Annotated in this window: 22 protein-coding genes, 1 tRNA gene and 1 riboswitch; of the genes, 10 read left to right on the top strand and 13 right to left on the bottom strand. The window is 63.5% G+C overall.

The genetic code is table 11. From position 1 onward, the window contains the following. The 6 genes from rfbG to ATE71_RS01350 all read right to left on the bottom strand — a co-directional run bounded on the left by rfbG (window position 1) and on the right by ATE71_RS01350 (window position 6,602). Entirely contained in the window at window positions 1–1,107 is a 1,107-nt protein-coding gene (rfbG, locus tag ATE71_RS01375; protein WP_235587855.1) for a CDP-glucose 4,6-dehydratase, read from the bottom strand. Continuing rightward, the gene (locus tag ATE71_RS01370) at window positions 1,104–1,874 is read right to left on the bottom strand and encodes a glucose-1-phosphate cytidylyltransferase (protein ID WP_235587863.1); all 771 of its coding nucleotides are present in this window, start codon (window positions 1,872–1,874) and stop codon (window positions 1,104–1,106) included. The genes rfbG and ATE71_RS01370 overlap by 4 nt, the downstream gene beginning before the upstream one ends. Before the next feature lie 175 nt (window positions 1,875–2,049). After that, complete coding sequence (locus ATE71_RS01365) at window positions 2,050–3,264, bottom strand: glycosyltransferase family 4 protein (protein WP_082665008.1); 1,215 nt, start codon at window positions 3,262–3,264, stop codon at window positions 2,050–2,052. Between the two features lie 19 nt (window positions 3,265–3,283). Continuing rightward, window positions 3,284–4,438, bottom strand: a complete 1,155-nt coding sequence (gene wecB / locus ATE71_RS01360) for a non-hydrolyzing UDP-N-acetylglucosamine 2-epimerase (protein ID WP_058801553.1) — start codon at window positions 4,436–4,438, stop codon at window positions 3,284–3,286. After that, window positions 4,438–5,568 (bottom strand): NAD-dependent epimerase/dehydratase family protein, encoded by a 1,131-nt coding sequence (locus ATE71_RS01355; RefSeq protein WP_058801552.1) that lies wholly within the window; start codon window positions 5,566–5,568, stop codon window positions 4,438–4,440. The genes wecB and ATE71_RS01355 overlap by 1 nt, the downstream gene beginning before the upstream one ends. Then, window positions 5,565–6,602 carry an SDR family NAD(P)-dependent oxidoreductase gene (locus ATE71_RS01350; RefSeq protein WP_058801551.1) on the bottom strand — a complete coding sequence of 346 codons (1,038 nt, stop codon included), beginning with the start codon at window positions 6,600–6,602 and terminating at the stop codon, window positions 5,565–5,567. The genes ATE71_RS01355 and ATE71_RS01350 overlap by 4 nt, the downstream gene beginning before the upstream one ends. 409 nt (window positions 6,603–7,011) lie before the next feature. Between ATE71_RS01350 and ATE71_RS01345 the strand changes: the two genes are divergently transcribed. From ATE71_RS01345 to ATE71_RS01335, 3 genes are read left to right on the top strand one after another with little or no spacing between them, the layout of a single operon-like run. Then, window positions 7,012–7,608, top strand: a complete 597-nt coding sequence (locus ATE71_RS01345) for a sugar transferase (protein ID WP_058801550.1) — start codon at window positions 7,012–7,014, stop codon at window positions 7,606–7,608. Beyond that, window positions 7,605–8,237 carry an acetyltransferase gene (locus ATE71_RS01340; protein WP_058801549.1) on the top strand — a complete coding sequence of 211 codons (633 nt, stop codon included), beginning with the start codon at window positions 7,605–7,607 and terminating at the stop codon, window positions 8,235–8,237. The genes ATE71_RS01345 and ATE71_RS01340 overlap by 4 nt, the downstream gene beginning before the upstream one ends. 1 nt (window position 8,238) lies before the next feature. Then, entirely contained in the window at window positions 8,239–9,447 is a 1,209-nt protein-coding gene (locus ATE71_RS01335) for a DegT/DnrJ/EryC1/StrS family aminotransferase (protein ID WP_058801548.1), read from the top strand. 50 nt (window positions 9,448–9,497) lie between these two features. Here the strand turns inward: ATE71_RS01335 and ATE71_RS01330 are convergent, their stop codons facing one another. Together ATE71_RS01330 and ATE71_RS21950 are read right to left on the bottom strand one after the other, a co-directional pair. Next, entirely contained in the window at window positions 9,498–11,444 is a 1,947-nt protein-coding gene (locus ATE71_RS01330; RefSeq protein WP_058801650.1) for a polysaccharide biosynthesis protein, read from the bottom strand. 99 nt (window positions 11,445–11,543) lie between these two features. Then, complete coding sequence (locus ATE71_RS21950) at window positions 11,544–11,765, bottom strand: hypothetical protein (protein WP_152998583.1); 222 nt, start codon at window positions 11,763–11,765, stop codon at window positions 11,544–11,546. Window positions 11,766–11,792: 27 nt separating this feature from the next. On the opposite strand from ATE71_RS21950, the gene ATE71_RS01325 reads away from it, so the two are divergent. The 6 genes from ATE71_RS01325 (at window position 11,793) to ATE71_RS01300 (ending at window position 22,227) form a co-directional block, all read left to right on the top strand. Next, window positions 11,793–13,259: a protein adenylyltransferase SelO gene (locus tag ATE71_RS01325; protein WP_235587854.1), complete on the top strand. Its 1,467-nt coding sequence runs from the start codon at window positions 11,793–11,795 to the stop codon at window positions 13,257–13,259. 92 nt (window positions 13,260–13,351) lie between these two features. Continuing rightward, a complete protein-coding gene (locus ATE71_RS01320) occupies window positions 13,352–14,536 on the top strand; it encodes a nucleotide sugar dehydrogenase (RefSeq protein WP_414892309.1) in 1,185 nt (394 codons plus the stop codon). 161 nt (window positions 14,537–14,697) lie between these two features. Beyond that, on the top strand, window positions 14,698–17,028 hold the full coding sequence (locus ATE71_RS01315) for an autotransporter assembly complex protein TamA (RefSeq protein ID WP_058801546.1): 2,331 nt from the start codon (window positions 14,698–14,700) through the stop codon (window positions 17,026–17,028). Further along, window positions 17,028–21,263: a translocation/assembly module TamB domain-containing protein gene (locus ATE71_RS01310; protein ID WP_058801545.1), complete on the top strand. Its 4,236-nt coding sequence runs from the start codon at window positions 17,028–17,030 to the stop codon at window positions 21,261–21,263. The genes ATE71_RS01315 and ATE71_RS01310 overlap by 1 nt, the downstream gene beginning before the upstream one ends. Continuing rightward, window positions 21,263–21,484: a hypothetical protein gene (locus ATE71_RS01305; RefSeq protein WP_058801544.1), complete on the top strand. Its 222-nt coding sequence runs from the start codon at window positions 21,263–21,265 to the stop codon at window positions 21,482–21,484. Before ATE71_RS01310 ends, ATE71_RS01305 begins: the two co-directional genes overlap by 1 nt. Next, window positions 21,463–21,639, top strand: a riboswitch (yybP-ykoY riboswitch). Its footprint overlaps the gene before it by 22 nt. Before the next feature lie 15 nt (window positions 21,640–21,654). Beyond that, window positions 21,655–22,227, top strand: a complete 573-nt coding sequence (locus ATE71_RS01300) for a TMEM165/GDT1 family protein (protein ID WP_058801543.1) — start codon at window positions 21,655–21,657, stop codon at window positions 22,225–22,227. Here ATE71_RS01300 and galE read toward each other — a convergent pair. The 3 genes from galE to folK form a co-directional block, all read right to left on the bottom strand. Next, entirely contained in the window at window positions 22,224–23,240 is a 1,017-nt protein-coding gene (galE, locus tag ATE71_RS01295; RefSeq protein ID WP_058801542.1) for a UDP-glucose 4-epimerase GalE, read from the bottom strand. The genes ATE71_RS01300 and galE overlap by 4 nt on opposite strands. Before the next feature lie 125 nt (window positions 23,241–23,365). Next, window positions 23,366–23,441 (bottom strand) — tRNA-Lys (locus ATE71_RS01290). Between the two features lie 43 nt (window positions 23,442–23,484). Continuing rightward, window positions 23,485–24,006 carry a 2-amino-4-hydroxy-6-hydroxymethyldihydropteridine diphosphokinase gene (gene folK / locus ATE71_RS01285; RefSeq protein WP_152998582.1) on the bottom strand — a complete coding sequence of 174 codons (522 nt, stop codon included), beginning with the start codon at window positions 24,004–24,006 and terminating at the stop codon, window positions 23,485–23,487. Window positions 24,007–24,029: 23 nt separating this feature from the next. Between folK and ATE71_RS01280 the strand changes: the two genes are divergently transcribed. Then, window positions 24,030–24,719, top strand: a complete 690-nt coding sequence (locus ATE71_RS01280) for a uracil-DNA glycosylase (protein ID WP_058801647.1) — start codon at window positions 24,030–24,032, stop codon at window positions 24,717–24,719. On the opposite strand, the gene ATE71_RS01275 is transcribed toward ATE71_RS01280, so the two are convergent. Both ATE71_RS01275 and ATE71_RS01270 read right to left on the bottom strand, forming a co-directional pair. Continuing rightward, the gene (locus ATE71_RS01275; protein WP_058801541.1) at window positions 24,680–25,156 is read right to left on the bottom strand and encodes an RNA pyrophosphohydrolase; all 477 of its coding nucleotides are present in this window, start codon (window positions 25,154–25,156) and stop codon (window positions 24,680–24,682) included. The genes ATE71_RS01280 and ATE71_RS01275 overlap by 40 nt on opposite strands. Beyond that, window positions 25,153–26,100, bottom strand: coding sequence for an alpha/beta hydrolase (locus tag ATE71_RS01270; RefSeq protein WP_058801646.1), 948 nt, complete (start codon window positions 26,098–26,100; stop codon window positions 25,153–25,155). The genes ATE71_RS01275 and ATE71_RS01270 overlap by 4 nt, the downstream gene beginning before the upstream one ends. Window positions 26,101–26,126 lie beyond the last annotated feature (26 nt).

Here is a 26,126-nt window from a genome sequence, read left to right as displayed (position 1 = left end):
TCAGACGACCTGGCTATCCCCGATCCGCCGATCGGTCATTTTCTTCTCGAACGCGCCGATCTGGTCCAGCGTCACCTGCTGAAGGCCCGCAGGGTCGCGCAGCCATTGACGATACCAATCGACGGTCTTTTCCGCGAGCTCTTCCAGATGCCAACAAGGCTTCCAGTGCAGAAGGCCGGCCGCCTTGTCGCAGTTGAGCGAAAGCAGGGCGGCCTCTTTGGGGTGGACGCCCTCCGACATCGACCAGCTCGCATCGCCGCCCCATTTTTCGGCGATTTGGCGGACGATCTGGCTTACGGGCTGGATATCGTCGGCGCCGGGACCGAAATTCCAGCCCGAGCAATAATCGCGCGCGTCGTCCGACAGCAGGCGTTCGGCGAGCAGCAAATAGCCGCCGAGCGGTTCGAGCACGTGCTGCCAGGGACGCGTAGCCCCCGGATTGCGCAGTTCGACCTGGCGCCCTTCGGAAAAGGCGCGAATACAATCGGGAACGATCCGGTCCTTGGCCCAATCGCCGCCGCCGATCACATTGCCGGCCCGTCCCGACGCGAGCATGACTCCGCTGTCGGGGCCGAAAAAGCTGTTGCGCCAGGATGCGACAACCAGTTCGGTGGCGCCCTTGCTCATGCTGTAGGGATCGTGCCCGCCCATCGGGTCGTCTTCGCGATAGCCCCAGATCCATTCGCGGTTTTCATAGCATTTGTCCGACGTGACGACGACGACGGCGCAAGGCGCGTCGAGGCGGCGGACGGCTTCAAGGACGTTCGCGGTGCCGACGATGTTCGTCGTGACGGTTTCGATCGGATCGGCGTAGGATTGCCGCACGATCGGCTGGGCGGCGAGGTGGAACACGACGTCGGGTCGAACCTGAGCCACAAAGCTGTCGAGGCTCGCCGTGTCACGGATATCGCCGATGCGATGGTCCATTCCGTCGGCGATGTTGCACAGATCGAACATCGCGGGCTCGGTCGGCGGCGCCAGCGAATAGCCGGCGACATTCGCGCCAAGCTTTTCGAGCCAGAGGCTGAGCCAGCTTCCCTTGAAACCCGTGTGACCCGTTACCAATATGCGCTTGCCGCGAAACGCTGTCAGGAATGCAGGGGTCACTGCCAGGGGGCCTTCGGCGCGGCAGCCAGTTTCTCGAGCAATTCCCAGTCGCGCGCGGTGTCCATGCACTGCCAGAATCCATGGTGCGGAAACATCATCAATTCGCCGTCAACGGCCGCGCGTTCGAGCGGGGCCCGTTCGAGCATGATGTTGTCGGCATCGGGAACGTCGCAGTATCGATCCACAAACTGGCGATCCAGCACCATGAAGCCGCCATTGATAAACCGGTCGGTCGCTTCGGGTTTTTCGCGCAACTCGGTGACGCGCGTTCCGTCGAGGTTGAGTTCGCCGAAGCGTCCCGGAGGCGCGATGCCGGTGATCGTCGCCAGGCGCCCATGCTCCTTGTGGAAGGCAAGCAGTTTCGAAAGATCGATGTCGGAAAGGCCATCGCCATAGGTCAGGAAGAAGGGACCTTCGGGATCGAGATAGCGTGAGACGCGAGCGATGCGCCCCGCGGTTTGAGTTTCATCGCCGGTATCCGCGATCACGACCGACCAGTCATCTTCGGACTGACCGAGAAACTCCACGTTCCCCGTCCGGGTGTTCACGCGCATATCGCCGTCGAAAAGGCGCGAATGGAGGAAATATTGCTTGATCATCTCTGACAGATGGCCGGCGCACAGGACGAAATCGGTATGACCCTGGCGCGCGTAGCTTTTCATGATATGCCACAGAATGGGGCGACCGCCGATTTCGACTAGCGGTTTGGGCAGCCGACGACCCGTCAATTCTCCCAAGCGGGTCCCTTTCCCGCCGCAGAGCAACACAACTTTCACGTCTGACTTCCTTCCTAACGATAATATTGTCGCGTCGTGGACGGACAACGGCAAATTTCACGGTATCAAGACGCCTCCATGACCGACGCTATATTCATTTGTGTCGGTCGTTGCCAAGCTGGCGAAGGTGGCCACTCCATTCTGCCGGGTTCGTCCTTCTTTCGTTTCAACGGGACTTGTCCCCGTCTGGGAAGACGAAGAGCGCGCGGGTTCTCCGTATCGCCTGATTGCGCGCCAGATGCTCGTGGTAATAGGCTGCGCCTTGTCGGCCGCGCGCTTCGCGGCGTTCGGGCGTCTCGCGTGCCAGCGCGACCATCGCGCGCGCCATCGCGTCCGGCGATTCGGGAGCGACCACTTCGGCGGCGCCGCTGTCCCGCAAGATCCCGGCGGCCTCGCCGCGGATGCCAGCGAGCACCGGCCGCGCCATCGCAAGATAGAAGGGAATCTTCGACGGGATGGTAAATTCGAAAAAGGGCATGTCGCGAAGATGGAGGAGAAGGCAGTCGGCGTTCGCCACGATTTCGAGCAGGTCTTCCTGCGGCACGGAATCGCGGAACCGGATAAATGCCCGGTCGGCATCGGTCAGGCTTTCGGCCAGCCGTGCCTTCTCGGCGCCGTTGCCGATCATCGTCAGCCTGACGCGGGAATCGGCCGCATGCGCAATCCGCGTCGCCGCGATGGCGGTGCCGAGATCCTGATAGATGCCGAGATTGCCCGTATAGAGAAATTCATACGCATCGCCCGGCACCGACCGCGGCGGAAGCGGGGCGGGTTCGCTGTTCGACCAATTGTAAATCACCGACATGGCGGAGGCATTCGCGCCGCGCTCGATAAGCTTGTCCGCCATGCCGTGCGACTGCGCGACGATATGCGTTGCGCGGCGATAGACGAACCGGCACATCGCCGCCAAGCCTCGTTCCAGCGCGCCTGCACCCGATATCCCGCTGGCCACAACCGATTCAGGCCAGAGATCCTGCACTTCGAGGATGAAGGGCTTGCGATGCACCGCGGAAAAAAGCGCCGCGGCGAAACCGACCGTCATAGGGGGATGATAGACGTACACCAGGTCGTATTTACGCGCCGCGAACAGCCCCCAGACCAACAGGCTGGCGAAGAAGGAGAGATAGTTGGCGATACGCCACAGCGGATTGCGCCCGTGCCCCGGCACCAGCGGCAGGCGGATGATCTCGACGCCGTCGCGGACCTCGCGCGTGATCGGCCTGATCCGGTAGCCGTCGTAGATTTTTCCGGCCGGGTAGTTGGGAAAACCCGTCACTACCGTCACGCGATCGCCCTCGACCGCCTGTAATTCCTTCGCGAACAGGAGGCCTTTCATCACGGGCTCCGGATCGAAAATCTGGGTAGCGAATAATATGTTCATCGGGCTGGGTGCGATGCCGTCACATATAATCGTGCATGCGGATGCCGTCCCAGCCGTTCGACAGCCGCGCGGTTCCGAGGATGAGTTTGACCACCCGTTCCGACGTATTGGCGATGGCGTAATCGGCGGGAACGATGCCGGGCAGGCCGGCGGCCTTGCGCTCGCCATGCATCGCAACCACGGCGTCGATCCCCGCGAGAATCGCGTCGCGGTTCACGCCGGTAACGACGATGTTGCCCGTATCGAGCGCTTCGGGACGTTCGACCGCATCGCGCGGCGTTATCGCTGGAAAATCGAGGATCGCACTTTCTTCAGCGATGGTGCCGCTGTCCGAAATGGCACAGCGCGCGTGCATCTGAAGATGATTGTAATCGTGGAAACCGAACGGCTTCAGGTAACGGACCCGCGGGTCGAGTTCGAGGCCCTCGATTGCGTCGAGCCGCCGCCGCGTGCGCGGGTGGGTCGACATGATCACCGGCATGTCGTCGCGCGCTGCGAGTTCGTTCAGCGTTGCAACGAGTTCGAGCAAACGCTCCTTGCTGTCGACATTTTCCTCGCGGTGCATCGAGACGATGTAATAGCCGCCGGATGTCAGTTCGAGACGCGGGAGAATGTCCGACGCCTCGATCCGCGCGCGATAATGGTCGAGCACTTCGCGCATCGGCGATCCGGTGAGGTAGATGCGGCGATGCGCCATGCCCTCGCCAAGCAGATGGCGCCGCGCATGTTCGGTGTACACGAGGTTGAAGTCGCTGATGTGGTCGACCATCTTGCGATTGGTTTCTTCGGGAACGTTGCGGTCGAAACTGCGATTGCCCGCTTCCATGTGGTAGACGGGTATTTTCATCCGTCTGGCCATCAGGGCGGCGATGGCGCTGTTGGTATCGCCCAGCACGAGCAGCGCGTCGGGGCGGTGCGCGCGAAATTCCCTTTCCGCCTCAACCAATATGCCGCCTAGCACGGCGCCGAGCGACGCCGTATCGACGCCGAAAAACGCGTCGGGTTTGCGTAGGTCGAGGTCGGAGAAAAAGACCTCGTTGAGTTCATAGTCCCAATTCTGCCCGGTGTGCACGATACGATGGTTCGTATAGGCGTCGAGCCGGTCGAGCACGCGCGACAGGCGAATGATCTCGGGCCGGGTGCCCACGACCGTGGTAACGTTCAGTTTCTGCATTATTGGGCCCCAAGAACCGGATCCTGATACGTATCAGGATTGGCGCGGTCGAATATGCGGTGCGACCAGAAAAAGGTGATCAGGTCACTGTCGCCGAGATTCTGGATGTGATGGGTGTGAAACGGAATCTGGTCGATCGCGACGGGTTCGTCGCCCGAAACGAAAAACTCGTGCACGTCGTCCGACAGCACTTTGCGGACGCGGATAACCGCCTTGCCGGATACGACGACGAAGCGTTCGACGAGGTTCGAATGGAAATGATCGCCGCGGACGATCCCGGGCCTTGTCGTCGACAGGAACGCGTGGCCCGAACCGCGCGCCTTGGCCGATTCGAACAGGATGCCGCGATTGTCGGCGTTGACGGTCAGCGCCCTCGGATAACGGTGCGGATAGGCCGCGGTCCGATAGCTGTTGAACAGCGCGAGATCGAACGGGTCGGCAAGGTCGGGGAAAATTCCCGCCATATAATCGTCGTGGAACGCCGAAAGCCGGTCCCAAAGGTCTGCGACCGATATCGCGCGCCCTTCGGGGCGAAGCGTGCCGGCCCGGCGCGCGAGCGCGGCGTCCATGGCGATACGCGCCGCGTCCCCGCTGTGAAGCAGTTCGACGCGGCCGTCGGCGTTGATCGAAGGTTTTTCGCCCTTCCATATCTGGTCGATGAAGGTGGCGGTGACATTGTTGTAATAGGGCCGCGCGAGTTCGCCGAAGATATGCGGAAGCACGAGGTCGCAAAAGGCGCCGCCGGTAAAGGCCGCAATGATATCCGCCGCCGCTTTCTTGGACCGGCCGTAAACGGTGTCGAGAGCGGCGTGGGTGCTGTTCGCGTAAACGATGAAGGGCGATACCCCGGCCCGGGCGCAGAAATCGACGAGGCGGCGCGCGATCGCGGGATTGCCTTCGGCCACTTCGCCGTCGCTGCCCCGGTTCACGCCCGCCCAGTGCAAGATGATGTCGGCACCGGCGAGCGCATCGGCGAGGAGCGCGTCGTCGTTGAACGCGGCCCGGTCGAGCGGAACGAGCGTCCACGGTTCGGCATCGCCGCGGTAACGTGCGCCGCAATTGTCCGCGTGGAGCCGCGCGGCCGAATGCCAGCCTAATAGCCCCCGCGCTCCGGTAATGACGATCTTCATGGGGTTGCGGTCCGCCAGCTATCCACTGCCTGCTGTACTTCGGGGAGCGACAAGAGCAACTGCTTCACGCCTTCGACGTCAAGCCTTTCCGCATTATGGCTATGAAAATCCTCGAATTTGGCGAGGTCTTCGGTGCCTTCGGAAAAATAGGCATTATAGTTGAGGTCGCGGCCGTCGAGCTGGAGGCGCCAGTAATCGCCCAGGTCTTCCGCGGTGCCCAGCTCCTGCGAGCTGGCCAGCGTTTCGAACAATTTTTCGGAGTGCCGCCAGCCGATCACATTCACCGGGTGATCAGGAACGTCGAATAACTGCTTCAGCGCGACGACAAGGTCGGCGATCGTGCTGGCCGGCGCCTTTTTGATGAACAGGTCGCCCTGCCGCGCCTTTGCGAAGGCGAAGCGGACGAGCGCAACGCTGTCGCGCAGCGGCATCAGGAATCGGGTCATTTCGGGCTCGGTCACCGTGATCGGCCGCCCGGTCGTGATCTGCCGAATGAACAGGGGGATGACCGATCCGCGCGAATGCATGACATTGCCATAGCGCACGCAGCTGATCGTCGTTCCGGCGGCGGGGCCCAGTTCGCGCGCCGCAGATTGCGCGAGCTTTTCCATCATCGCCTTGCTCATGCCCATCGAATTGATCGGCATCACGGCCTTGTCGGTCGACAGGCAGACGAGGCTTTTGACCTTTGCGTCGATCGCGGCGCGAATGACGTTTTCGCTGCCGAGGATGTTCGTGCGCACGGCTTCGAGCGGGAAGAATTCGCAGGACGGCACCTGCTTGAGCGCGGCGGCATGAAAGATCGCGTCAACGCCAGCAGTGGCGCGGTCGACGCTCGAACGGTCGCGGATATCGCCGATAAAGAAGCGGACGCGCGAATCCGCGAGTTCGTTGCGCAGATGGTCCTGCTTTTCCTCATCGCGGCTCAGCACCCGCACTTCGGGAATTCCGTCGGCCAGAAGCTCGCGCAGCATCGTCTTGCCGAAACTTCCCGTTCCCCCGGTGATGAGGACGGAATTGATCGCGTCTGCCATAGATTGTCCCTGAAACTGAATGGATATATCGTGAATCTGCGAACCGGATCAGTTGGTTATCGTCTGGTCCTTCCGCTGGGGAATATTAAGTTGGCACGGCGACGATACAGCGCGAAGGAGGTTTGTGAAGGCACCGAAAACGCATCCCGTCGCGCGCTTCCCATTTCTCGGCGCGTTTTGCCTATGGCTTGCAATCGCCCCGAGATCAAGAATGGGTGCGATGCCGCGAGGGCATTCGATCGTCGGCGGACCGGCAGACTTGCTTGTCTCATGACGAGGCATTACGAAACATTTGCTCCAGCATTATGATCTTGTCCCTCTCATCTCATCTCTGCCGCGTCGAGGATGGTGGACCGCGCGCATTGTCGCCAGTCCGCAGGACCGTCTGGACTATTTCGGTGTCACTGCCATGAAGCGCGCGATCGACGTGGTCGCGGCCAGTCTGTTGCTGCTGATCCTGTTTCCAGTTTTGCTGGTTACGGCGCTACTCATCGCCGCTCGCATGGGCCGTCCGGTCCTGTTTCGCCAAGTCAGGCCGGGGCAGCATGAGGTGCCTTTCGAGATGCTGAAGTTCAGGACGATGCGCGATGCCGTCGATGCGGTAGGGAACCCTCTGGCCGACGCTGACAGGCTGACGCGCCTTGGGCGGTTTCTTCGCGCATCCAGCATCGACGAACTTCCAGAGCTTTGGAACGTGCTGAAGGGCGACATGAGCCTGGTCGGGCCCCGGCCGCTACTCATGGAGTATCTGCCTCGCTACACGGCGGAGCAGACGCGCCGCCACGCGGTTCGTCCCGGAATTACGGGATGGGCGCAGGTCAACGGCCGGAACGCGCTGAGTTGGGAACAGAAGTTCGCGCTGGACACATGGTATGTCGACAATCGCAGCCTGCGGCTCGACATACGGATTCTGTGGATGACGGTCGCAAAAGTAGTGCGGCGCGAGGGTATCGCTGCGGAGGGCGAGGCGACGATGCCCAAATTCGACGGGGTGGGCAAAGGGTGACACGATTGGTCGGCGTTTACGGCGCCAGCGGCTGTGGGCGCGGCATCATGCCGCTGTTGCGCGCTGAACTCGGCGGCAGCGAAGGCCAACTCGTCTTCATCGACGATGCGCCGCAGGCGGACCGCGTCAACGGTCACGAGGTCTGGAGCTTCGACCGCTTTCTCGGGGCGCCCGCAACATCGCGTCACGCCGCACTTGCTGTCGCAAATTCACGGGTGCGCGAGACGCTGGACCGGCGATGTACCGAGGCCGGGATCGCGTTGATCGGCGCGCGCGCCGCCAATATCGTCATCATGGACGAGGTGGAGATCGGCGCGGGCGCGCTGCTGTCACCATTCGTCACGCTGACGTCGAATATCCGCATCGGCCGCTGTTTCCACGCCAATCTTTACTCCTATGTCGAGCATGATTGCGTGATCGGTGACTATGTGACCTTTGCGCCCGGCGTGCATTGCAATGGTAATGCGACAATCGGCGATCATGCCTATGTCGGGTCCGGCGCGATTATCCGGCAGGGCATGAGAATCGGGGCGGGGGCGACGATCGGAATGGGGGCGGTAATTACGAAAGACGTGCCTGAAGGCGTGACTGTCGTCGGCAATCCTGCCCGGCCCATGGAAATGAGATGAGATGCTGAACACGAATTTTGCGCCTTGGCCCCGTTTCAGTGAAGAAGAGGTCGAGGCGGTCGCGGCGGTGCTGCGGTCCAATCGCGTCAATTACTGGACCGGCGACGAAGGCCGGGCGTTCGAGCGCGAATTCGCCCAATGGTCGGGCAGCGACCATGCCATCGCCGTCGCCAACGGCACCGTGGCGCTCGATCTCGCGCTGCACGGCCTGCGCGTCGGCGCCATCAACGGGGGCAGCACGACCGACGAGGTGATCGTCACGCCGCGCACCTTCCTTGCGTCGGTCAGTTGCGTCGTGAATGCCGGCGCGGTGCCGATTTTCGCCGACGTCGATCGCGACAGCGGCAATATTTCGGCCGAAACCATCGCCGCCGTCCGGACCCCGCGAACCCGCGCCGTCATTATCGTCCACCTTGCGGGCTGGCCCGCCGACATGGACCCGATCATGGCGCTGGCCGGCGAGCATGGGTTCGCCGTCGTCGAGGATTGTGCGCAGGCGCATGGCGCGCGCTACAAGGGGCGCAGCGTCGGATCGATCGGCCATATCGGCGCCTGGTCCTTTTGCCAGGATAAGATCATGACCACCGGCGGGGAAGGGGGGATGATCACGACCGACGATCGAGAATTATGGTCCCGGATGTGGTCGTTCAAGGATCATGGGAAGAGCTGGGAAGCCGTCTATGAGCGCGCGCATCCGCCGGGCTTTCGCTGGTTGCACGAAAGCTTTGGCACCAATTGGCGGATGATCGAGATGCAGGCCGCGATCGGCCGCATCCAGTTGCGGCTGATGCCGCAATGGACCGCCGCACGAACGCGCCACGCCGAAGCCATCTATCAGGCACTGGAACCCTTTTCGGGCGACGACGGGATATTGCGCCTACCCGCGCCGACGGATGCGGGTAGCGTGCACGCGCAATATAAATTCTATGCCTATTTGCGACCCGAGCGGCTGGCACCGGGATGGGACCGTGACCGCATCGCAGCCGAAATAAACGCCCGCGGCGTGCCCTGTTTCCAGGGCAGCTGTTCGGAAGTCTATCTGGAAAAGGCGTTCGACGGGACGGGGCTGCGGCCCGCCCAGCGCCTGGGGGTCGCGGCGGAGCTTGGGCAGACCAGCCTGATGTGGCTGGTACACCCGACACTGACCGAAGATCAGGTTACGCTCACCGCCGATGTCAGCCGCGACGTGATGCGCGCCGCGAGCGCCTAGGAGCGCCGTCGCGGCGCGCTCCGGTGAGCGCAGGGCCGCCCCCCGGCCGTTCAGGCGCCGCCGCTCGACAGCCGCTCTGCCCAGGCTGCGTCGGGAACATATTCGGGCACGAGCCGGCTGACGATCTGCATGGCGGCGACGGGATCGCCGCTGCCGCGGATCGTCGCGTCGAGTTGTTGCAGTTCCTTTTCCAGATCCGGCCAGGCCCAGCATTTTTCGCGCGCGCGAAGAATGCGGGGGTGGTTGGTTGGCCCCGGATTGTCGCCGATCAGCAATTCTTCGTAGAGCTTCTCGCCCGGCCGCAGCCCCGTCTCGACAATCTCTATATCGCCGTCGGGGCGGTCGGCGTCGCGGACGGAGAGGCCCGACAATTGGATCATGCTGCGCGCAAGGTCGATGATCCGCACCGGCTGGCCCATGTCGAGTACGAACACTTCGCCGCCCTTTGCCATGGCGGTCGCTTGAATGACGAGTTGCGATGCCTCCGGGATCGTCATGAAGTAACGAGTGATGTCGGGATGGGTGATGGTCACGGGCCCGCCCGCGGCGATCTGTGCCTTGAAGCGCGGCACGACCGACCCGCTGGACCCCAGCACATTGCCGAAGCGAACCATGCTGAAGATCGTCGAAGCCCCCGGCTGCTCGGCCCGCGCCTGCAAGATCAGTTCGCAGACGCGTTTTGAAGCGCCCATGATGTTCGTCGGGCGCACGGCCTTATCGGTACTGATTAGCGTGAAATTGCTGACCCCGTTCGCCTCGGCGGCCTCGACGCTGTGCAGCGTGCCCATGATATTGTTGCGCGTGCCCGAGATCGGGTTCGCTTCAACTAGCGGAACATGCTTGTACGCCGCAGCGTGAAACACCGTGTCGGGACGGTGGCTGCGATAAATGCGCATCGACGTCGACCGTTCGGCGACATTGCCCAGTTCGAGTGTGATCGGGACATTGAGATCGAGCGCCTCGATCATCTGCGTCAATTCCTGTTCGATCGCGTAAAGCGCGAATTCCGATTGGTCGAGCAGGATCAGCCGTGCAGGATGGCACTGGAGAATCTGGCGGCACAATTCGCTGCCGATCGAACCGCCGGCGCCGGAGACCAGGACGATCTTGCCGACGATGGTCTTGCCCATCAGCACCTCGTTGGGCGCGACCGCTTCGCGACCCAGCAATTCGTCGATCTGGATTTCACGCAGGTCGTTAACCGTCACTGACCCTTCGATGATATGCGACAGGCTGGGAAGCGAGCGCACATAGACCTGCTCCGCCTGCAGCATCTCGATAATCTCGCGCCGCCGCATGCGCGACGCGCTGGGTATGGCGAGGAGCACTTCGTCGATGTCGGTGTCTTCGAGCAATTGACCAAGACGGTTCGACCCAAAGACCGGAAAGCCGTCGAGCCGCTGGCCGTCGAGGCGCAGGTCGTCGTCGATGAACCCGACTAGGTAGATTTGCGGCTCGTGCCGCAGCGACAGCGCCAATTGTTGCCCGGCCCGGCCCGCGCCATAGACCAGCACGCGCCGCGCGGTCACCTTCATCTCGCTCAACATGTCGAGGAGCGCGAAGCGAATGACGATCCGGCTCGACGCGAGAAGCATCACGAAGATGATCGGCTGCAATATCGTGAGCGTACGAGGCACTGCGGGCATGCGGACCGCTACAAAGACGATCAACAAGGGAATGGTCAGCAACGCACAGGCTATCGCAAGGTCCGCGATCGTGCGTGCGCCCGAAAAGCGGATCAGCGATCGATAGACCCCCGTCAGAAAGGCGATGGGATACCAGCACAACAAGGCCACGCCGGCGAAAATCAAGACCGGGCGCGAAAAAAGATCCCAAACGCCCAAACGCAGCGAATAAGCGATCCAGACCGCGATGACGCAGAGCACGCCGTCCATGGCGGCGGCAAGGATACGCCGTTGGTCGCGCGTCCAGCTCAATGCCATGCGTAGAAGATAGTCCGGCGCGGCGCGCCAGCCCTGCCTGCCCCTAATTTGCATATTTTGACCGATCGTTTCCTGCAGACCCTGACACACGAAAAATTGGATTTGCGGTAATCGCCCAACAAAGTGATCGATGAATAGTTCCGCTCATGTCGCCTACCGGGAAGATTTAGCTTTACCGCCGGATATCTGCAATAAAATCATGTGGCTGCCGAAACTCGATGCAAGGAGCAGGTCATGCGTTCGGTCGCGCATCATTATCCTGTCATCCCACATCGCCGCCGGTCGCGTTGGATAGCGTTTTTCGCCGCTCGCCTTGTGACGGCAATCACCGCCGATGCCACTATGCTGGCTGTCCGGCCTTGCATTCACGGCCATGACGCTCGAATAGGGCAGTGGGGAGCCATGATGGATTTTGCATTCGACAATAGTTTCCACGACGCGATGGACGGGTTCTACGCCCCCGCCGAAGCGGTAAGGCCGTCGGCACCGCGGCTGCTGATTTTCAATCTCGCGCTCGCCGAACGCCTCGGGATCGATGCGGTCGGCACGACCGACGAACAGCTGGCGGACATATTCTCGGGCCGACAGCTTCCGGAAGGGGCCGCGCCGCTGGCCTTTGCCTATGCCGGGCATCAGTTCGGCCATTTCTCGTCGCAGCTCGGCGATGGGCGCGCCCTTTTGATCGGCGAAATCGTCGCGCCCGACGGTGTACGCTTCGATGTTCAGCTGAAGGGATCGGGCCCAACGGCTTTTTCCCGCAACGGCGACGGCAAGGCAGCGATCGGACCCGTGCTCCGCGAATTCCTCGTGTCGGAAGCCATGGCGGCGATGGGCGTCCCGACGACGCGTTCGCTCGCCGCAGTCGCGACCGGCGACCGCGTCCAGCGCGAACGCGCGCACCCGGGCGCCGTGCTGACGCGGATCGCAAGCAGCCATATCCGCGTCGGAACCTTCCAGTTCTTCGCCGCCCATTTCGGTGCCGATCATGTGGCTCAGCTTTCCAATTACAGCATAGGCCGCCATTTTCCTGACCTGGCCGATGCCGCCAATCCGCATCTGGCCTTGCTCGATCGCGTGATAGACCTGCAATGCGAGCTGGTGGCCCATTGGCTGGGCGCCGGGTTTATCCACGGCGTGATGAACACCGACAATGTCGCGATCAGCGGCGAGACGATTGATTATGGTCCCTGCGCCTTCATGGATCGGTTCGCCGTCAAAACTGTCTTCAGTTCGATCGATGCGAACGGCCGTTATGCCTATGGCCGCCAGCCGCAGATCATGCACTGGAACATGGCGCGCTTTGCCGAAGCCTTGCTGCCTGTGATCCATGCTGTCGATCCAGCCGACGTCGACCGCGCCAAGGCGCTCGTCGATGGGATCCCCGAACGTTTTCGGGACATCTGGTTTTCCCGGATGCGCGCGAAGCTGGGCTTTAGTCAGGCCGACGAGGCCGATGTCGCACTGATCGATGCGCTGTTCGCCGAGCTGGAATTGCATGCGATCGATTTCACGTCCTTTTTCCGCGCGCTCGCGCAGTTGTTGCGCGGCGACGGCGCGATGCTGGCGGCCCTCCTGCCCGATGCCGACACGATGGCGCCATGGATCGCCGACTGGTGGGCGCATCTCGAGCGCGAAACGATCGCGCCGCTCGAACGCGCCGACGCGATGGACGAGGTGAACCCGCTCTATATCCCGCGCAACCACAAGATCGAAGCTGCGCTTGCCGCGGCAGAGGGCGGCGACATGGCGCTGTGGCTCGAATTGCTTGAGGTTGTTCGCAATCCTTACATCGCGCGCGCCGAGTGGGCCGACTATGCGGAACCCGCGCCGGCCGATGCGGGTCCGTACACCACTTTCTGCGGCACCTGAGGACGTCCCCCCAGCGTTCATGGTTGCCAGAGTTGAGCGAACAGGTTCCGACTGTTAGGGAGCAGCGCCTGCGTGACGAAGGGACAACGAGAGTGCTGAACTCCCCAGTTAAAATTGCGGTCGTTGGCACCGGCTATGTCGGCATCTCCAACGCGGTGCTGCTCGCGCAGAACAACCGCGTCGTCGCGCTCGATATCGACAGTCATAAAGTGGACCAGATCAACGCGCGCGTGTCGCCGATCGCCGATCCGGAGATCGAGGATTATCTCGTAAACCGCGACCTCGACTTGATTGCCACGATCGACCGGCAGACCGCCTATGACGGCGCCGATTTCGTCGTCGTCGCCACCCCCACCGACTATGATCCTGAGAGCAATTATTTCAACACCGGATCGGTGGAATCGGTCATCGCCGACGCGCTGAAGATGGCGCCGGGCGCAATGATCGTCGTCAAATCGACCGTTCCCGTCGGCTTTACCGACCGGATACGCAGCGAGCATGGCAGCGAGGCGATCGTCTTTTCGCCCGAATTCCTGCGCGAAGGACGCGCATTGTACGATAATCTGTACCCATCGCGCATCATCATCGGCAATACGCATCCCCGCGCCACGGAGTTCGCGAACCTGTTGCTCGCCGCGTCGCTGAAACCCGACACGACGGTGCTGCAGACCGGCAACACCGAGGCCGAAGCGATCAAGCTTTTCGCGAATACCTATCTTGCGATGCGCGTCGCCTTCTTCAACGAACTCGATACCTATGCCGCGATGCACGGCGCCGATTCGCGGCAGATCATCGACGGGGTCGGGCTCGACCCGCGGATCGGACAATTTTATAACAATCCGTCCTTTGGCTATGGTGGTTATTGCCTGCCAAAAGACACCAAGCAAATGCTCGCGAACTATAAGGATGTTCCGCAAAACCTGATCCAGGCGATCGTTTCGTCGAACACGACGCGCAAGGATTTCGTCGCGTCCGAGGTGTTGAAGCGCAAGCCGCGCGTCGTCGGGATTCACCGCCTGGCGATGAAGGCGGGGTCGGACAATTTTCGCGCGAGCAGTATCTTGGGTGTGATGAAGCGGATCAAGGCCAAGGGGGTCGAGGTCATCATCTATGAACCGCTGCTCGAAGAGCCGACGCTGTTCAATTCGCGCGTCGTACACGACCTCGCGGCGTTCAAGGCCGAAGCCGATGTGATCATCGCCAACCGGATCGGCGACGAACTCGCCGATGTCATCGACAAGGTCTACAGTCGCGACCTGTTCGGGGTCGATTCCTGAGCGTGGGAACTTGATCGGCGCGGGCTCGTTGATCGGGGGCAACCCATCGAACGGGCAGGGGAAATGCGACGAAATGATGGGGCATGCGGACGTTTCGGCCATAGAAACCGGTTGCGCCGTCGCCGCGCGCACGCCACACAGGCGTCATCGGCGGATCACAGATGCATTTTCCTGAAATAACATGTGAAAGCCACTCGCGGCGATCGTCGCGGGTGCGGCATCTGTCCGTCCTGTCGGTGTCTATCCTTGCCTTGGGATGGACCGCGTCCGCGGGCGCGCAGCAGGTCGCGCCGCCCGCCGTGGTGCCGACGCTCCCACCGGCGACGGACGAACCGATCGCGTCGCCGACACTTCCGCCGCCTGAGGTTCAGCTTCCGGAGGTCGCGCCAATCATCGAAGACGATGAGTTCGACAAGGCCATCCCGCCGATCAGCGCCGGGGACGACGCCGAACTCGACCGCCCGCTCGAATCCATTGCGGATTTCGAGAAGCGGCAGGCAGCCGAAGCAGCGAAGGATTCGTCCAACTCAGGAGAAGCGACCGCCGAGGCGCAAGCGCCGACGATCGACGGCACAGCCGTCCCGGTGCTGGCCGATGGCGATGCAGCCGAGGCGATCGGCGATGCTCCGATCAGCGATCAGGAACTCGCGGCCCCGCTCCCTCCGCTCGACAATTTCAACGTCGAACCCGTGGTCTTTGCCGAGGCGGAGGAAGAACGGGGCGACGCCAGCATCGCCTATTCGGTGAAGGTCAACGGGCTCGATCCGGCCGACGACAGCACCGACGTCGATCTTGCCGACCTGTTCGGCGATTTGTCGGCGCTCTATGGTGGCGACGGCAAGGCCGACAACGCGGCGATGATTCGCGCACGGCTGTCCGCCGACGGCGAACTGATGCAGCGCATCCTCGCGTCGGAAGGCTATTATGATGCGGTCGTCGATACCCGGATCGATCGCGGCGAGCGGACGGAAGGGCAGGAACGCCAGCGTCGGCCCATCACCGCGGTGATCGACGTCAAACCGGGCCAGCGTTACACGCTGGCCGATATCATCATCGATGCGGCGCCGACGATCCCTCCGAACCTGATTGCCGACAATTTCCCATTGAGCGTCGGCGAGCCGATCGTCGCGCAGCGCATCCAGGGGGCGGAGGCGGCGATCGCGCTTAAGCTGCCCGAAGAAGGATATCCCTTCGCCAACGTCGGCCAGCGCGACATTCTGCTCGACGGCGCGACGGGTGACGGAGTGTATACGCTGCCGATCGACATCGGCAAACGGTCGCGCTTTGGTGGGATCGAGACGACAGGCGATCTCGCGTTCGATGCAGAGCATGTCGAAGTGCTGGCCCGCTTCAAGCGCGGCGATCTTTACGACAGCCGCAAGGTCGACGACCTGCGGCAGGCGCTGGTCGCGACCGGCCTGTTCGCGACCGTCGCCGCCGAGCCGCAGCCGACCGGTGAAAGCGCCGGCGACGGGACCGAATATGTCACGATGCTGGTCACGCAGCAGGCCGGGCCGCCGCGGACGATCGCGGCGAGCGCAGGCTATGGCACGGGCGAGGGCCTGAGGATCGAGGGCAGCTGGACGCACCGCAACTTCTTGCCACCCGAAGGCGCGCTGATTTTCCGCGGCGTCGCGGGGACGCAGGAACAGGGGGTCGGCGCGACGCTGCGCCGGTCGAACGCCGGACGCCGCGACCGCACGTTCGAACTGGTTACCGAAGTCACACGCAGCACCTATGACGCGTTCAATGCGATCACGGGGCGTGTCGGCGCGCGGGTCAGCTATGATTCGACCCCGATCTGGCAGAAGAAATTCACCTATGCCTATGGTGCCGAACTGATCGCGACGCGCGAGGATGATTATGACTTCGTCGCGGGCGACCGCAGCTATGATTTCTATACGATCCTTGGGCTCACGGGGCAGGTCGGGATGGATCGTACCGACAGTCTGCTCGACCCGACGAAGGGGTTTCGCGTCACCGCGCTGATCCAGCCCGAAGGCTCGCTCGCCGGGCGCTTCTCGCCCTATGCGCGAGCGCGGCTCGACGTCAGCGGCTACTATCCGGTTACAGACAGCATCGTACTGGCAGGCCGCGTCCGCGTCGGTTCGATCCTGGGCGCGGCGCGCGAGCGGCTGGCCCCCTCGCGGCGCTTCTATGCCGGCGGCGGCGGGTCGGTGCGCGGTTTCGGCTATCAGGAACTGGGGCCCAAGGATCCGAACAACGATCCGATCGGCGGGCGTAGCGTCAATGAGGCGGCGTTCGAGGCGCGATATAGGTTCGGCAATTTCGGGGTCGTCGGTTTTGTTGACGCGGGACAGGTGTATCGCGGTTCGACGCCCGATTTTTCGAACCTGCGTTTCGGCGCGGGGATCGGGGCGCGCTATTATACGAACTTCGGCCCGATGCGGTTCGATATCGCGACGCCGATCGGGCGCAAGCCGGGTGAGGCGCGGGTCAGCGTCTATGTCTCGATAGGACAGGCCTTCTGATGACCGGAGACCCGGCCTTCGACGCCGAAGAGGACGCACCGGCGAAACTCCGGTCGTGGCCGCGCACAATCTTGCGCTGGATCGGGGTGGCACTGCTCGGGTTGATATTGCTTTTCGCCCTGTTTCTCATCGGGCTCAATAGCGACGCCGGACGCCGTTTCGTCGTCACCCAGATCGAGAAATATGAATTCGAAAACGGGATGAAGATCGGGATCGGCCGGCTCGACGGATCGCTCTATGGCGAGATGGTCATCCGTAATTTTACGCTGTCCGACCCCAAGGGCGTCTTCCTCGCCTCGCCTGAAGTGCGGGTCGACTGGCGGCCGATCCGCTATCTTGCGAACCATGTGGATATCCGATCGGCCACCGCCGCGACGATGACGATGCGTAAATTGCCCGAATTGAAGCCGGTTCCCGACACGGGCGAGCCCTTGCTTCCCGATCTCGATATCGACGTCGGGCTGCTACGGATCGACCGCTTTGTCTTCGAACCCGCCGTTGCGGGCGAACGCCAGGTGGCGACGCTCAACGGCAAGGTCGCGATCGCTGACCGCCGGGCGCAGGTGACCGCAAACGCAGCGACGCTCAGCGGCGGCGGCGGACAGGGCGACAAACTGAAACTGTTACTAGACGCGGTGCCGGAGCAGAACCGGCTTGCGGTGACGCTCGATGTCAACGCGCCGCAGGGCGGCGTGCTCGCGGCGATGGCCGGCTTCGAGGAAACGCTGACCGCCAAGCTCGACGGTCGCGGCGACTGGAAGGCCTGGAACGGCGAGCTGACCGCAAACCTTGGCACGGCGCCGCTCGCACGCATCGCCCTGACCGGACGCGACGGGACCTTCGCAGCGAAAGGGGCGGCAGAGGCCTCGCGTCTGTTTGCGGACGGACCGGTCGCCGAAATCCTGGGGAAGGAGACCGCGATCGACCTGACCGCGCGGCTCGACAAACGCAAAGCCGCGATCGACGGGCGGCTGTCGTCGGAGGCGGCCGAACTCGGGATCAGCGGCGGGGCCGATCTTGGCACCAACCGTTATGAGGGTCTGCAACTTGCGGTCAACATCTTGCGGCCGGGCGCGATCGCGCCGGCGGTGCGTGCGAACGGCCTTCGCGCGACCGCCACGCTCGACGGCGAGTTCGCGTTGCCGACGGTCGATTATCAGGCGAATGCGAACAACCTCGCGGTCAACGATATCGTCGTCGAAGGACTGAGCCTTGCCGGCAAGGCGCGCGTCGATGCCGACCAGATCGTCATTCCGGTCGCGGGCCGCGCCGCGCGCATTCGCGGCCTCGACACCGTTGCCGGCGGCACGCTTGTTCAGGTCCGGCTCGACGGTGACCTGGCCTATAGCGACGGGCGCATCCTCAGCGACAATCTGCGCCTCCGTTCGCCGCGTATCGACGCCAAGGCGATTCTTGTCGCCGATCTCAACAAGGGTTTCTACACCGGGGCGATCGACGGACGGATCAACGATTATCGCATCGAAAGCGTCGGCATTTTCGATATCGACACCGATGCCGATCTCAAGACCGCGCCGCGCGGCGGCTTCGAAATCGCCGGCCGCGTCCGGGCGCGATCGACGAGGCTTTTCAATTCGGGGGTGCGCGACTTCCTCGGCGGCAACGCCACGGCATCGAGTGACGTGCGCTATGGCACCGACGGTCTCGTCCGTTTCGCCAACCTCCGCCTCTCTGCTCCGCGCCTGCGGATTACCGGCGGGCAGGGGAGCTACGCGCCGAACGGGCAGATCCGGCTGACGGCGCGCGCCAACTCGGCCGACTATGGCCCGGTCGGTGTCCAGGTGGCCGGCACGATCAGCGATCCCGACGCGGTCGTGACCGCCGAACGCCCGGGGCTCGGCATCGGCCTTGCCAAGCTTGTGGCGCGCATCAACGGCGCCCCGAACGGCTATCGCCTCGCCGCGACGGGCGAGACGGACTATGGCCCCCTGTCCGCCGATGTCCTGTTGCTCACGGCGAAAGGCCCGCTGACAATCGATGTCGAACGCGGCGACCTGTCGGGCATCGGCTTCAAGGGGCGATTGGTGCAGAGCGATGCGGGGCCGTTCGTCGGGCGGCTCGACGCATCGGGACAGGGGCTGGGCGGTCTCGTCCGCCTGAGTGCGGCGGGCCAATATCAGGCCGCCGCGATCAACGTCCGCGCAAACAATGTCGTGTTGCCCGGGGCGGCGCAGCTTTCGGTCGGTTCGGCGATCGTCGATGCTGATGTCACGCTGTACGACAATCCGCACGTCGTCGCCGACATTCAGATTGCGCAGACGCGCATCCGCGAATTCGATATCGCCGTCGGCAGGGTCAAGATCGACTATCGCGACGGCAGCGGCCGCGCGCAGGCGCTGGTCGAAGGGTCCAGTGGCGTGCCGTTCCGCGTTGCCGCCAATGCCGATCTGAAACCGGACTTGTGGCGCGCATCGGTGCAGGGCCGGGCAACGGGCATTAATTTCCGCACCACATCGCCCGCGCGGATCATCCCTGGCGCCGATGGCTATGAATTGCTGCCCACGACGGTCAATCTGGGCCGTGGCAGTAGCGCGCGGATCGCTGGCCGCTTTGGTGAGGGCATCATGCTCCAGAGCCGCCTCGAACGCGTAAATATGGCGATCCTCAACGCCGTTTATCCCGACATGGGTCTCGGCGGCCGTGCCTCGGGAAGCCTCGATTTCGAACAGGCCAGCGCCGACAGCTTCCCGCGCGCCGACGCGCGGCTGACGATCACCGGCTTCACGCGGACGACCGCCGCCTCGGTCAGCCAACCGGTCGACGTCAATTTTGCCGGCAAGCTGCTCAGCGATGGCGGCGAGGCGCGGGCCGTGATGCGCAAGCGGGGCAGCGTAATCGGACGTTTGCAGGCCTCGCTCCGCCCGCTCGGCGCGGGCGCGGGCAGCTGGACCGAACGCCTGATGGCGGCGCCGCTCGGCGGCGGTATCCGCTACAACGGGCCCGCCGATACGCTCTATTCCTTCTTCGGTCCCGCGGACCAGCATGTGACCGGCCCTATCGCGGTCGCGGCCGATTTCAGCTGCAGCGTATCCGATCCCTGCCTGAATGGCGTCGTGCGCGGCAAAGACATGGTCTATGAAAACCAGACCTATGGTACGCGGCTGACGAACATGGTCGTGAACGGCCGCTTCACCGGGAACCGGCTAGAGATCGAGCAGGTCACGGCAACCGCGGGCGACGGCACGGTGCAGGCCAAGGGCTTCATCAGCCTGGCGTCGGCCGACGGCTATCCGATGAATATCTCGGCAACGCTCGACAATGCGCGGCTAGCGCGCAGCGAGAACATAGCCGCGCGCGCGACGGGCAATCTGACGCTGGAAAAGGTCGCGGGTCAGACGGCGCTGCTGTCGGGCAGCCTGCGCCTTCCGGAAACGCGGTACCGGATCGTGCGCGAAGGCGCGGCGCAGGTGCCGGTACTGACCGGTGTCCGGCGCAAGCCGGCCGCGGGCCGTCCGCGGATCAGCGGCGACGGGCTTGCGGCGGTGGGCGGCAGCCTGTTCGACCTCATCCGGCTCGACATCGCGCTGAAGGCGCCCGACGAAATCTATGTCAGCGGCATGGGACTCGAGTCCGAATGGAAGGCGGACATCGTGCTGCGCGGCACGACCGAGGCGCCGCGGGTGACCGGGGAGATCGAGCTGGTGCGCGGGACGCTGGGCTTCGCCGGACGCTCGTTCGAATTGCAGGAAGGGCGTGTAACCTTCCCGACCGGCGACGCGTTCGATCCCTCGATCCGCCTGCTTGCAAGCGACACGATCGAAACGGTGACGGTGAACGTCAGCGTGACCGGCCGCGCGAGCAATCCTCAGATCGCATTCTCGAGCGTGCCCGGCCTGCCACAGGACGAGATCGTGTCGCGCATCCTGTTTGGCGATTCGATCACAACGCTGTCGCCGCTCCAGGCGGTCCAGCTCGCCTCGTCGCTCAACGCACTGAGCAGCGGGGGCGGAGGACTGAGCCCGCTCGGCGCGCTGCAATCGGCGACGGGAATCGACCGGCTTCGCGTTCTTGGCCCCGACGACACCGTCGGGCGCGGCACGGCGCTCGCAGCCGGGCAGTATATCACCAAGGACATCTATCTGGAGGTGATCACCGACGCGCGCGGCTATACCGCGACGCAGCTGGAGATCAGCCTGACTCCGGCGCTGTCGCTGCTGAGCCAGGCGGGCGGGTCGGGCCAGTCGAACCTTAGCATTCGCTACCGCAAGGATTATTGATGCGCGCCGCAATCCTCTTCGTTTCCGCGCTGTTACTTGCGGCGTGCAAGGACGAGCCGCGGTTCGACGACCGCTATGACGAGGCGGCAAAAGAGATTGAGGCGCGCGCGAACGCGATGGACGCCGATATCGCGAAATCCGGTCAGGCAGCGCCTGCGGCGTCAAATGACTTGTCTGAAACCGCGAAGCCGTCTAACCCGCCGCCGTCATCTGGGGAGTAGCCAGCCGTCCTTCGCGACGGGCCACCGCGTCAACATACTTGGCTGAGAGGTCATGGTGCGGTGGAAACGGGAAACCGTTTGGGCGAGACCAATGGCATCGACCTTCGTCCGGGCCGGACGGCGGGTCCGGTGTCTATTGGAATCGCAGCCGTCCGGCCCCGGAGTATCCCATGGAAGCCCTGTTCACGTCGACCGCCGTGGTCGCGCTCGCCGAAATCGGCGACAAGACGCAATTGCTGGCGATCCTGCTCGCCGCGCGTTTTGGCCGTCCGGTGCCGATCATCCTCGGTATCTTGGTCGCTACGCTCGCCAACCATGCGCTCGCGGCGATGCTTGGCGCATCGGCGGCAGCCTTCCTCGACAGCGCAGTTTTTCGATATGCGATCGGCCTGTCGTTCATCGCGATGGCCCTATGGACGCTTATCCCGGACAAGTTTAGCGATGACGAAGCGCCCAAGCCGCGCTTCGGCGCGTTTCTGACGACGCTCTTTGCCTTCTTCCTCGTCGAAATGGGCGACAAGACGCAGGTCGCGACCATTGCCTTGGGCGCGCAATATCAGAACGTCGTGGCGGTGACGGCAGGGACGACGCTCGGCATGATGATCGCAAATGTCCCGGCGATCTTCCTCGGCAACGAATTGCTGAAACGCGTCGACCTGGCCAAGGTCCGCATGGTCGCAGCAGCCCTGTTCCTGATCATCGGCCTGTGGGTGTTCGCGCAGACCGCCGGCTGGCTCGGCTAGTCGGCGTTGCGCGTGGCGAGCATGCGTTCGAAGCGCCAGCTCGATGCGCACATCGCGTCGAGGTCGCGATTTGCCTTCCAGCCCAGTTCCCGCGCGGCGCGTTCGGGGCTGGCGAAGCAGCTTGCGACGTCGCCGTCGCGGCGCGGCGCGATGCGATAGGGGACGCTAACGTCATTGATACGCTCGAAGGCTTCGACCATCTCGAGCACCGAATAGCCTTGTCCCGTGCCGAGATTCCACGTCGAAATCGGTTGGCCGCTCTTCGCGACCGCCTCAAGCGCGGCGACATGACCCTCGGCCAGATCGACGACATGGATATAGTCGCGCACGCCCGTTCCGTCGGGCGTGTCGTAATCGTCGCCGAACACCGACAATTCAGCGAGCCGTCCAGCGGCGACCCGGCTGATGAAGGGCATCAGATTGTTCGGAATGCCGTTGGGGTTTTCGCCGATCAGGCCGCTGTCATGCGCACCCACCGGGTTGAAATAGCGCAAGATGGCGATGCGCCATTTAGAATCCGCCGCCGCGACGTCGCGCAGCATCTCTTCGATCATTAGCTTGGTACGGCCATAGGGATTGGTCGCCGACGTCGGGTGGTTCTCGTCAAGCGGTAGATATTGCGGCTGGCCGTAGACGGTCGCGCTCGACGAAAAGACCAGCGTATGCACATCGCAATCGGCCATCGCTTCGAGCAGGGTCAGGGTACCGCGCACATTATTGTCATAATATTTTATCGGCTCGGCGACCGATTCCCCGACGGCTTTGAGGCCTGCGAAATGGATGACCGCCTCGGCGCCATATTCTTGGAGGACATAGCGCATCGCGTCGCGGTCGCGGATGTCGCCCTCGACCAGCGGAATGGCGGTGCCGGTGATCGCTTCAAGCCGGTCCATCACCGCTGCATCGCTGTTGGAAAGATTGTCGAAACAGACGACGTCATGCCCCGACGACACCAGGGCGGTGGCGACATGGCTACCGATATATCCGGCGCCGCCCGTCAATAATATCTTCATCGCTCGGCCTGTCTCCATCGGGCAACGGCCCGGTATCGCCGCCCTATTCTATCGGCGGCATACTACCAAGAGATTGTGCGTAGCCGCGCCGGCAAGGCCGGCTTTTGGGATGTCGATCGAGAATATGGTGAGCCCTGCTGGGTTCGAACCAGCGACCTACTGATTAAAAGTCAGTTGCTCTACCGACTGAGCTAAGGGCCCATCGCGATACCGCCAAGGCGATCTTGCGAAGTGAGCCGCCGCCCTAGTGCCCCGACGCGTTCGGGTCAACCGGCTTCGGACGGATCAACCGTGCGGCGAGTTGGCGAACGCTGCGTCCCCGCAAGGGGTGCTTCCATTCGGGGACGATCGCGCGCAGCGGGCCGAGCACGAAGGCGCGCTTTTCGAGGGCGGGATGGGGAATAGTGAGGCTGGCATCGGCCCACGCCCCGCCCGACCAAAGCAAGATATCGAGATCGAGCGTCCGCGCGCTCCAGCGCTGGCCGGTGCGATGACCGAAGCGAGCTTCGATTTCCTGCAAGCGATCGAGCATTTCGGGCGGACTCAGCTTGGAGGCGACGAGCGCGACGGCGTTGGCATAACGGCGGCGCGACGGACCGATCGGGTCGCTGGCGATGATCGGGCTGGCGTCGACCGCCTCGATATCGTCGCTCTCCAGCGCGGCGAGCGCGGCAAGCAGCACGGCGCGCGGATCACCATAACGCGCATGGCGGCGGTTCGACCCGAGGCCGATGGCATAGAGCGGGAGCGGCATTGCGTTGCTCATAGATGCGCGCCTATCGCAGATATGTGGAAATTGACAGCCCATTGCCCGGAACCGAACCGCCGCGCGATTGCCCGCGCTGCCCGCGGCTCGTCGCTTTGCGGCGCGCGTGTCAGGATGAGCACCCCGACTGGTGGAACGCGCCTGTTCATGCCTTCGGCGATCCCGATGCCTGGCTGGCGTTCGCTGGGCTGGCGCCGGGCAAGCATGGCGCGAACCGCACCGGGCGGCCGTTCACGGGCGATTATGCCGGCGACCTGCTGTTCGCGACGCTGGCCGAATTCGGGCTGAGCAAGGGATGCTACGATGCGCGGATCGACGACGGGCTCACGCTCGACGGGGCGATCATCGTCAACAGCGTCAAATGCCTCCCGCCTCAGAACAAGCCGATGCCCGCGGAGATCGCGAACTGCCGCCCCTTTTTCGAGCGTCAGCTTGCCGCCCTGCCGGCAGTCCGGGTGATTATCGCGCTCGGGCGGATCGCCCACGATGCGGCGCTGCGCGCGGCGGGCGAGCGCCTCGCCGCCCATCGCTTCGCGCATGGCGCGGTCCATGCGCTGCCCGGCGACCGCTACCTCGTCGATAGCTATCATTGCTCGCGCTACAACACGAACACCGGGCGGCTGACGGCCGAGATGTTCGCCGACGTCTTTCGCACTGCGATCGCACTCAGGGATCAGACGAGCGGGCCGAATTCCTCGACCAGTCCGCGATAAAGTGCGCGCTTGAAGGGCACGATCAGCTTCTCGATCTCGCCCAGCTCGGCCCATTTCCACGCGCGGAATTCTTGATGCTCGGTGTGGATGTTGACGTCGCCGTCGTCGCCCATGAAACGCATCAGGAACCAGTGCTGGCGCTGCCCGCGATATTTTCCGCCCCACATCTTGCCGATCAGATGGTCGGGGAGGTCGTAGAAATATTCCTCTTTGCTGCGCGCGATGATCTCGACCAGCCCGCCATGGACGCCGGTTTCCTCGCCAAGTTCGCGGATGGCGGCCTCTTCGGCATCCTCACCGTCGTCGATACCGCCCTGCGGCATCTGCCACGCCTCGGTGGTGGTATCGAGGCGCTGGCCGACGAAGATGAGACCGTCGCGGTTGGCGAGCATCACGCCCGCGCACGGGCGATAGGGAAGTTTGTCGTGATCAATCATGCCGTGCCGTTAGCTTCGGCGACGATCGCTTTCAATATGGTGAGCGCGCTGCGGATGTCCTCCTTCGCGCTTGGGATTCCCTGCGACAGATTGATATAGCCGTGGATATTGCCCTTGGCCTCGCGGTAGGTTGTCGGCACCCCCGCTTCGATCAGCTTCGCGGCGTAAGCGCGCCCCTGGTCGCGCAGCGGGTCAAGCCCCGCGGTCACGAGCAGCGTCGGCGGCAAGCCTTCGGCCGGAAAATCGAGCGGCGAGGCGCGGTAATCGGCAGGATCGGCGGCATAATGATTGCCGAACCAGGTCATGCTGCCTTTGGTCAGCAGATGACCCTCGCCGAAATCGCGATAGCTTTGCCAGTCGTCGTGCGTCGTGACCGCAGGATAGATGGGGTGGATCGCGATGACTGGTTTCGCCGCTGGCTTGTCGCGAAGGCTGAGCGCGGTGGCGATCGTCAGATTGCCGCCCGCGCTTTCCCCCGACAGAACAAGGCCGGTGCAGGGGACATGGTCGGCGACCCAGCGCGTCGCGGCTTCGCAGTCGATCGGGGCGGCGGGGAAGGGGTGTTCGGGCGCAAGGCGATAATCCACGGCGATCACCGGCATGTCTAGCAGCCGCGCCGCCTCGGCGCAGTAGGGATCATGCGTGTCGAGATCGCCGATCACCCACCCGCCGCCGTGATAAAAGACCATCACCGGACCGGTGTCGCGATCGGGGCGATTGTCGTAGATGCGGATGGCGATATCGCCCGCGGGCCCCGGGATGGTGCGGTCCTCGACATTCGCGATCTCGCCGCGGGGCACGTCGGCGAGCTGGCCCATCACACGGAACATCTCGCGCGCGCCTTCCGGCGGCATCTCCTCCATCTTCGGGCCTTCCTGCGCGTTCAGGAAGGCGAGGAAAGCCGCCACGTCGGGGCGCGTGAAATGGGTGGTGCCGTCGGTCATCTGCATCTCTCCCTGATCCAATTTTC

The sequence above is a fragment of the Sphingopyxis sp. H115 genome, from assembly GCF_001468465.1.
Taxonomy (GTDB): domain Bacteria; phylum Pseudomonadota; class Alphaproteobacteria; order Sphingomonadales; family Sphingomonadaceae; genus Sphingopyxis.
Note: the sequence above shows the minus strand (reverse complement) of the source record. Positions and strands in the feature narration are given on the sequence as shown.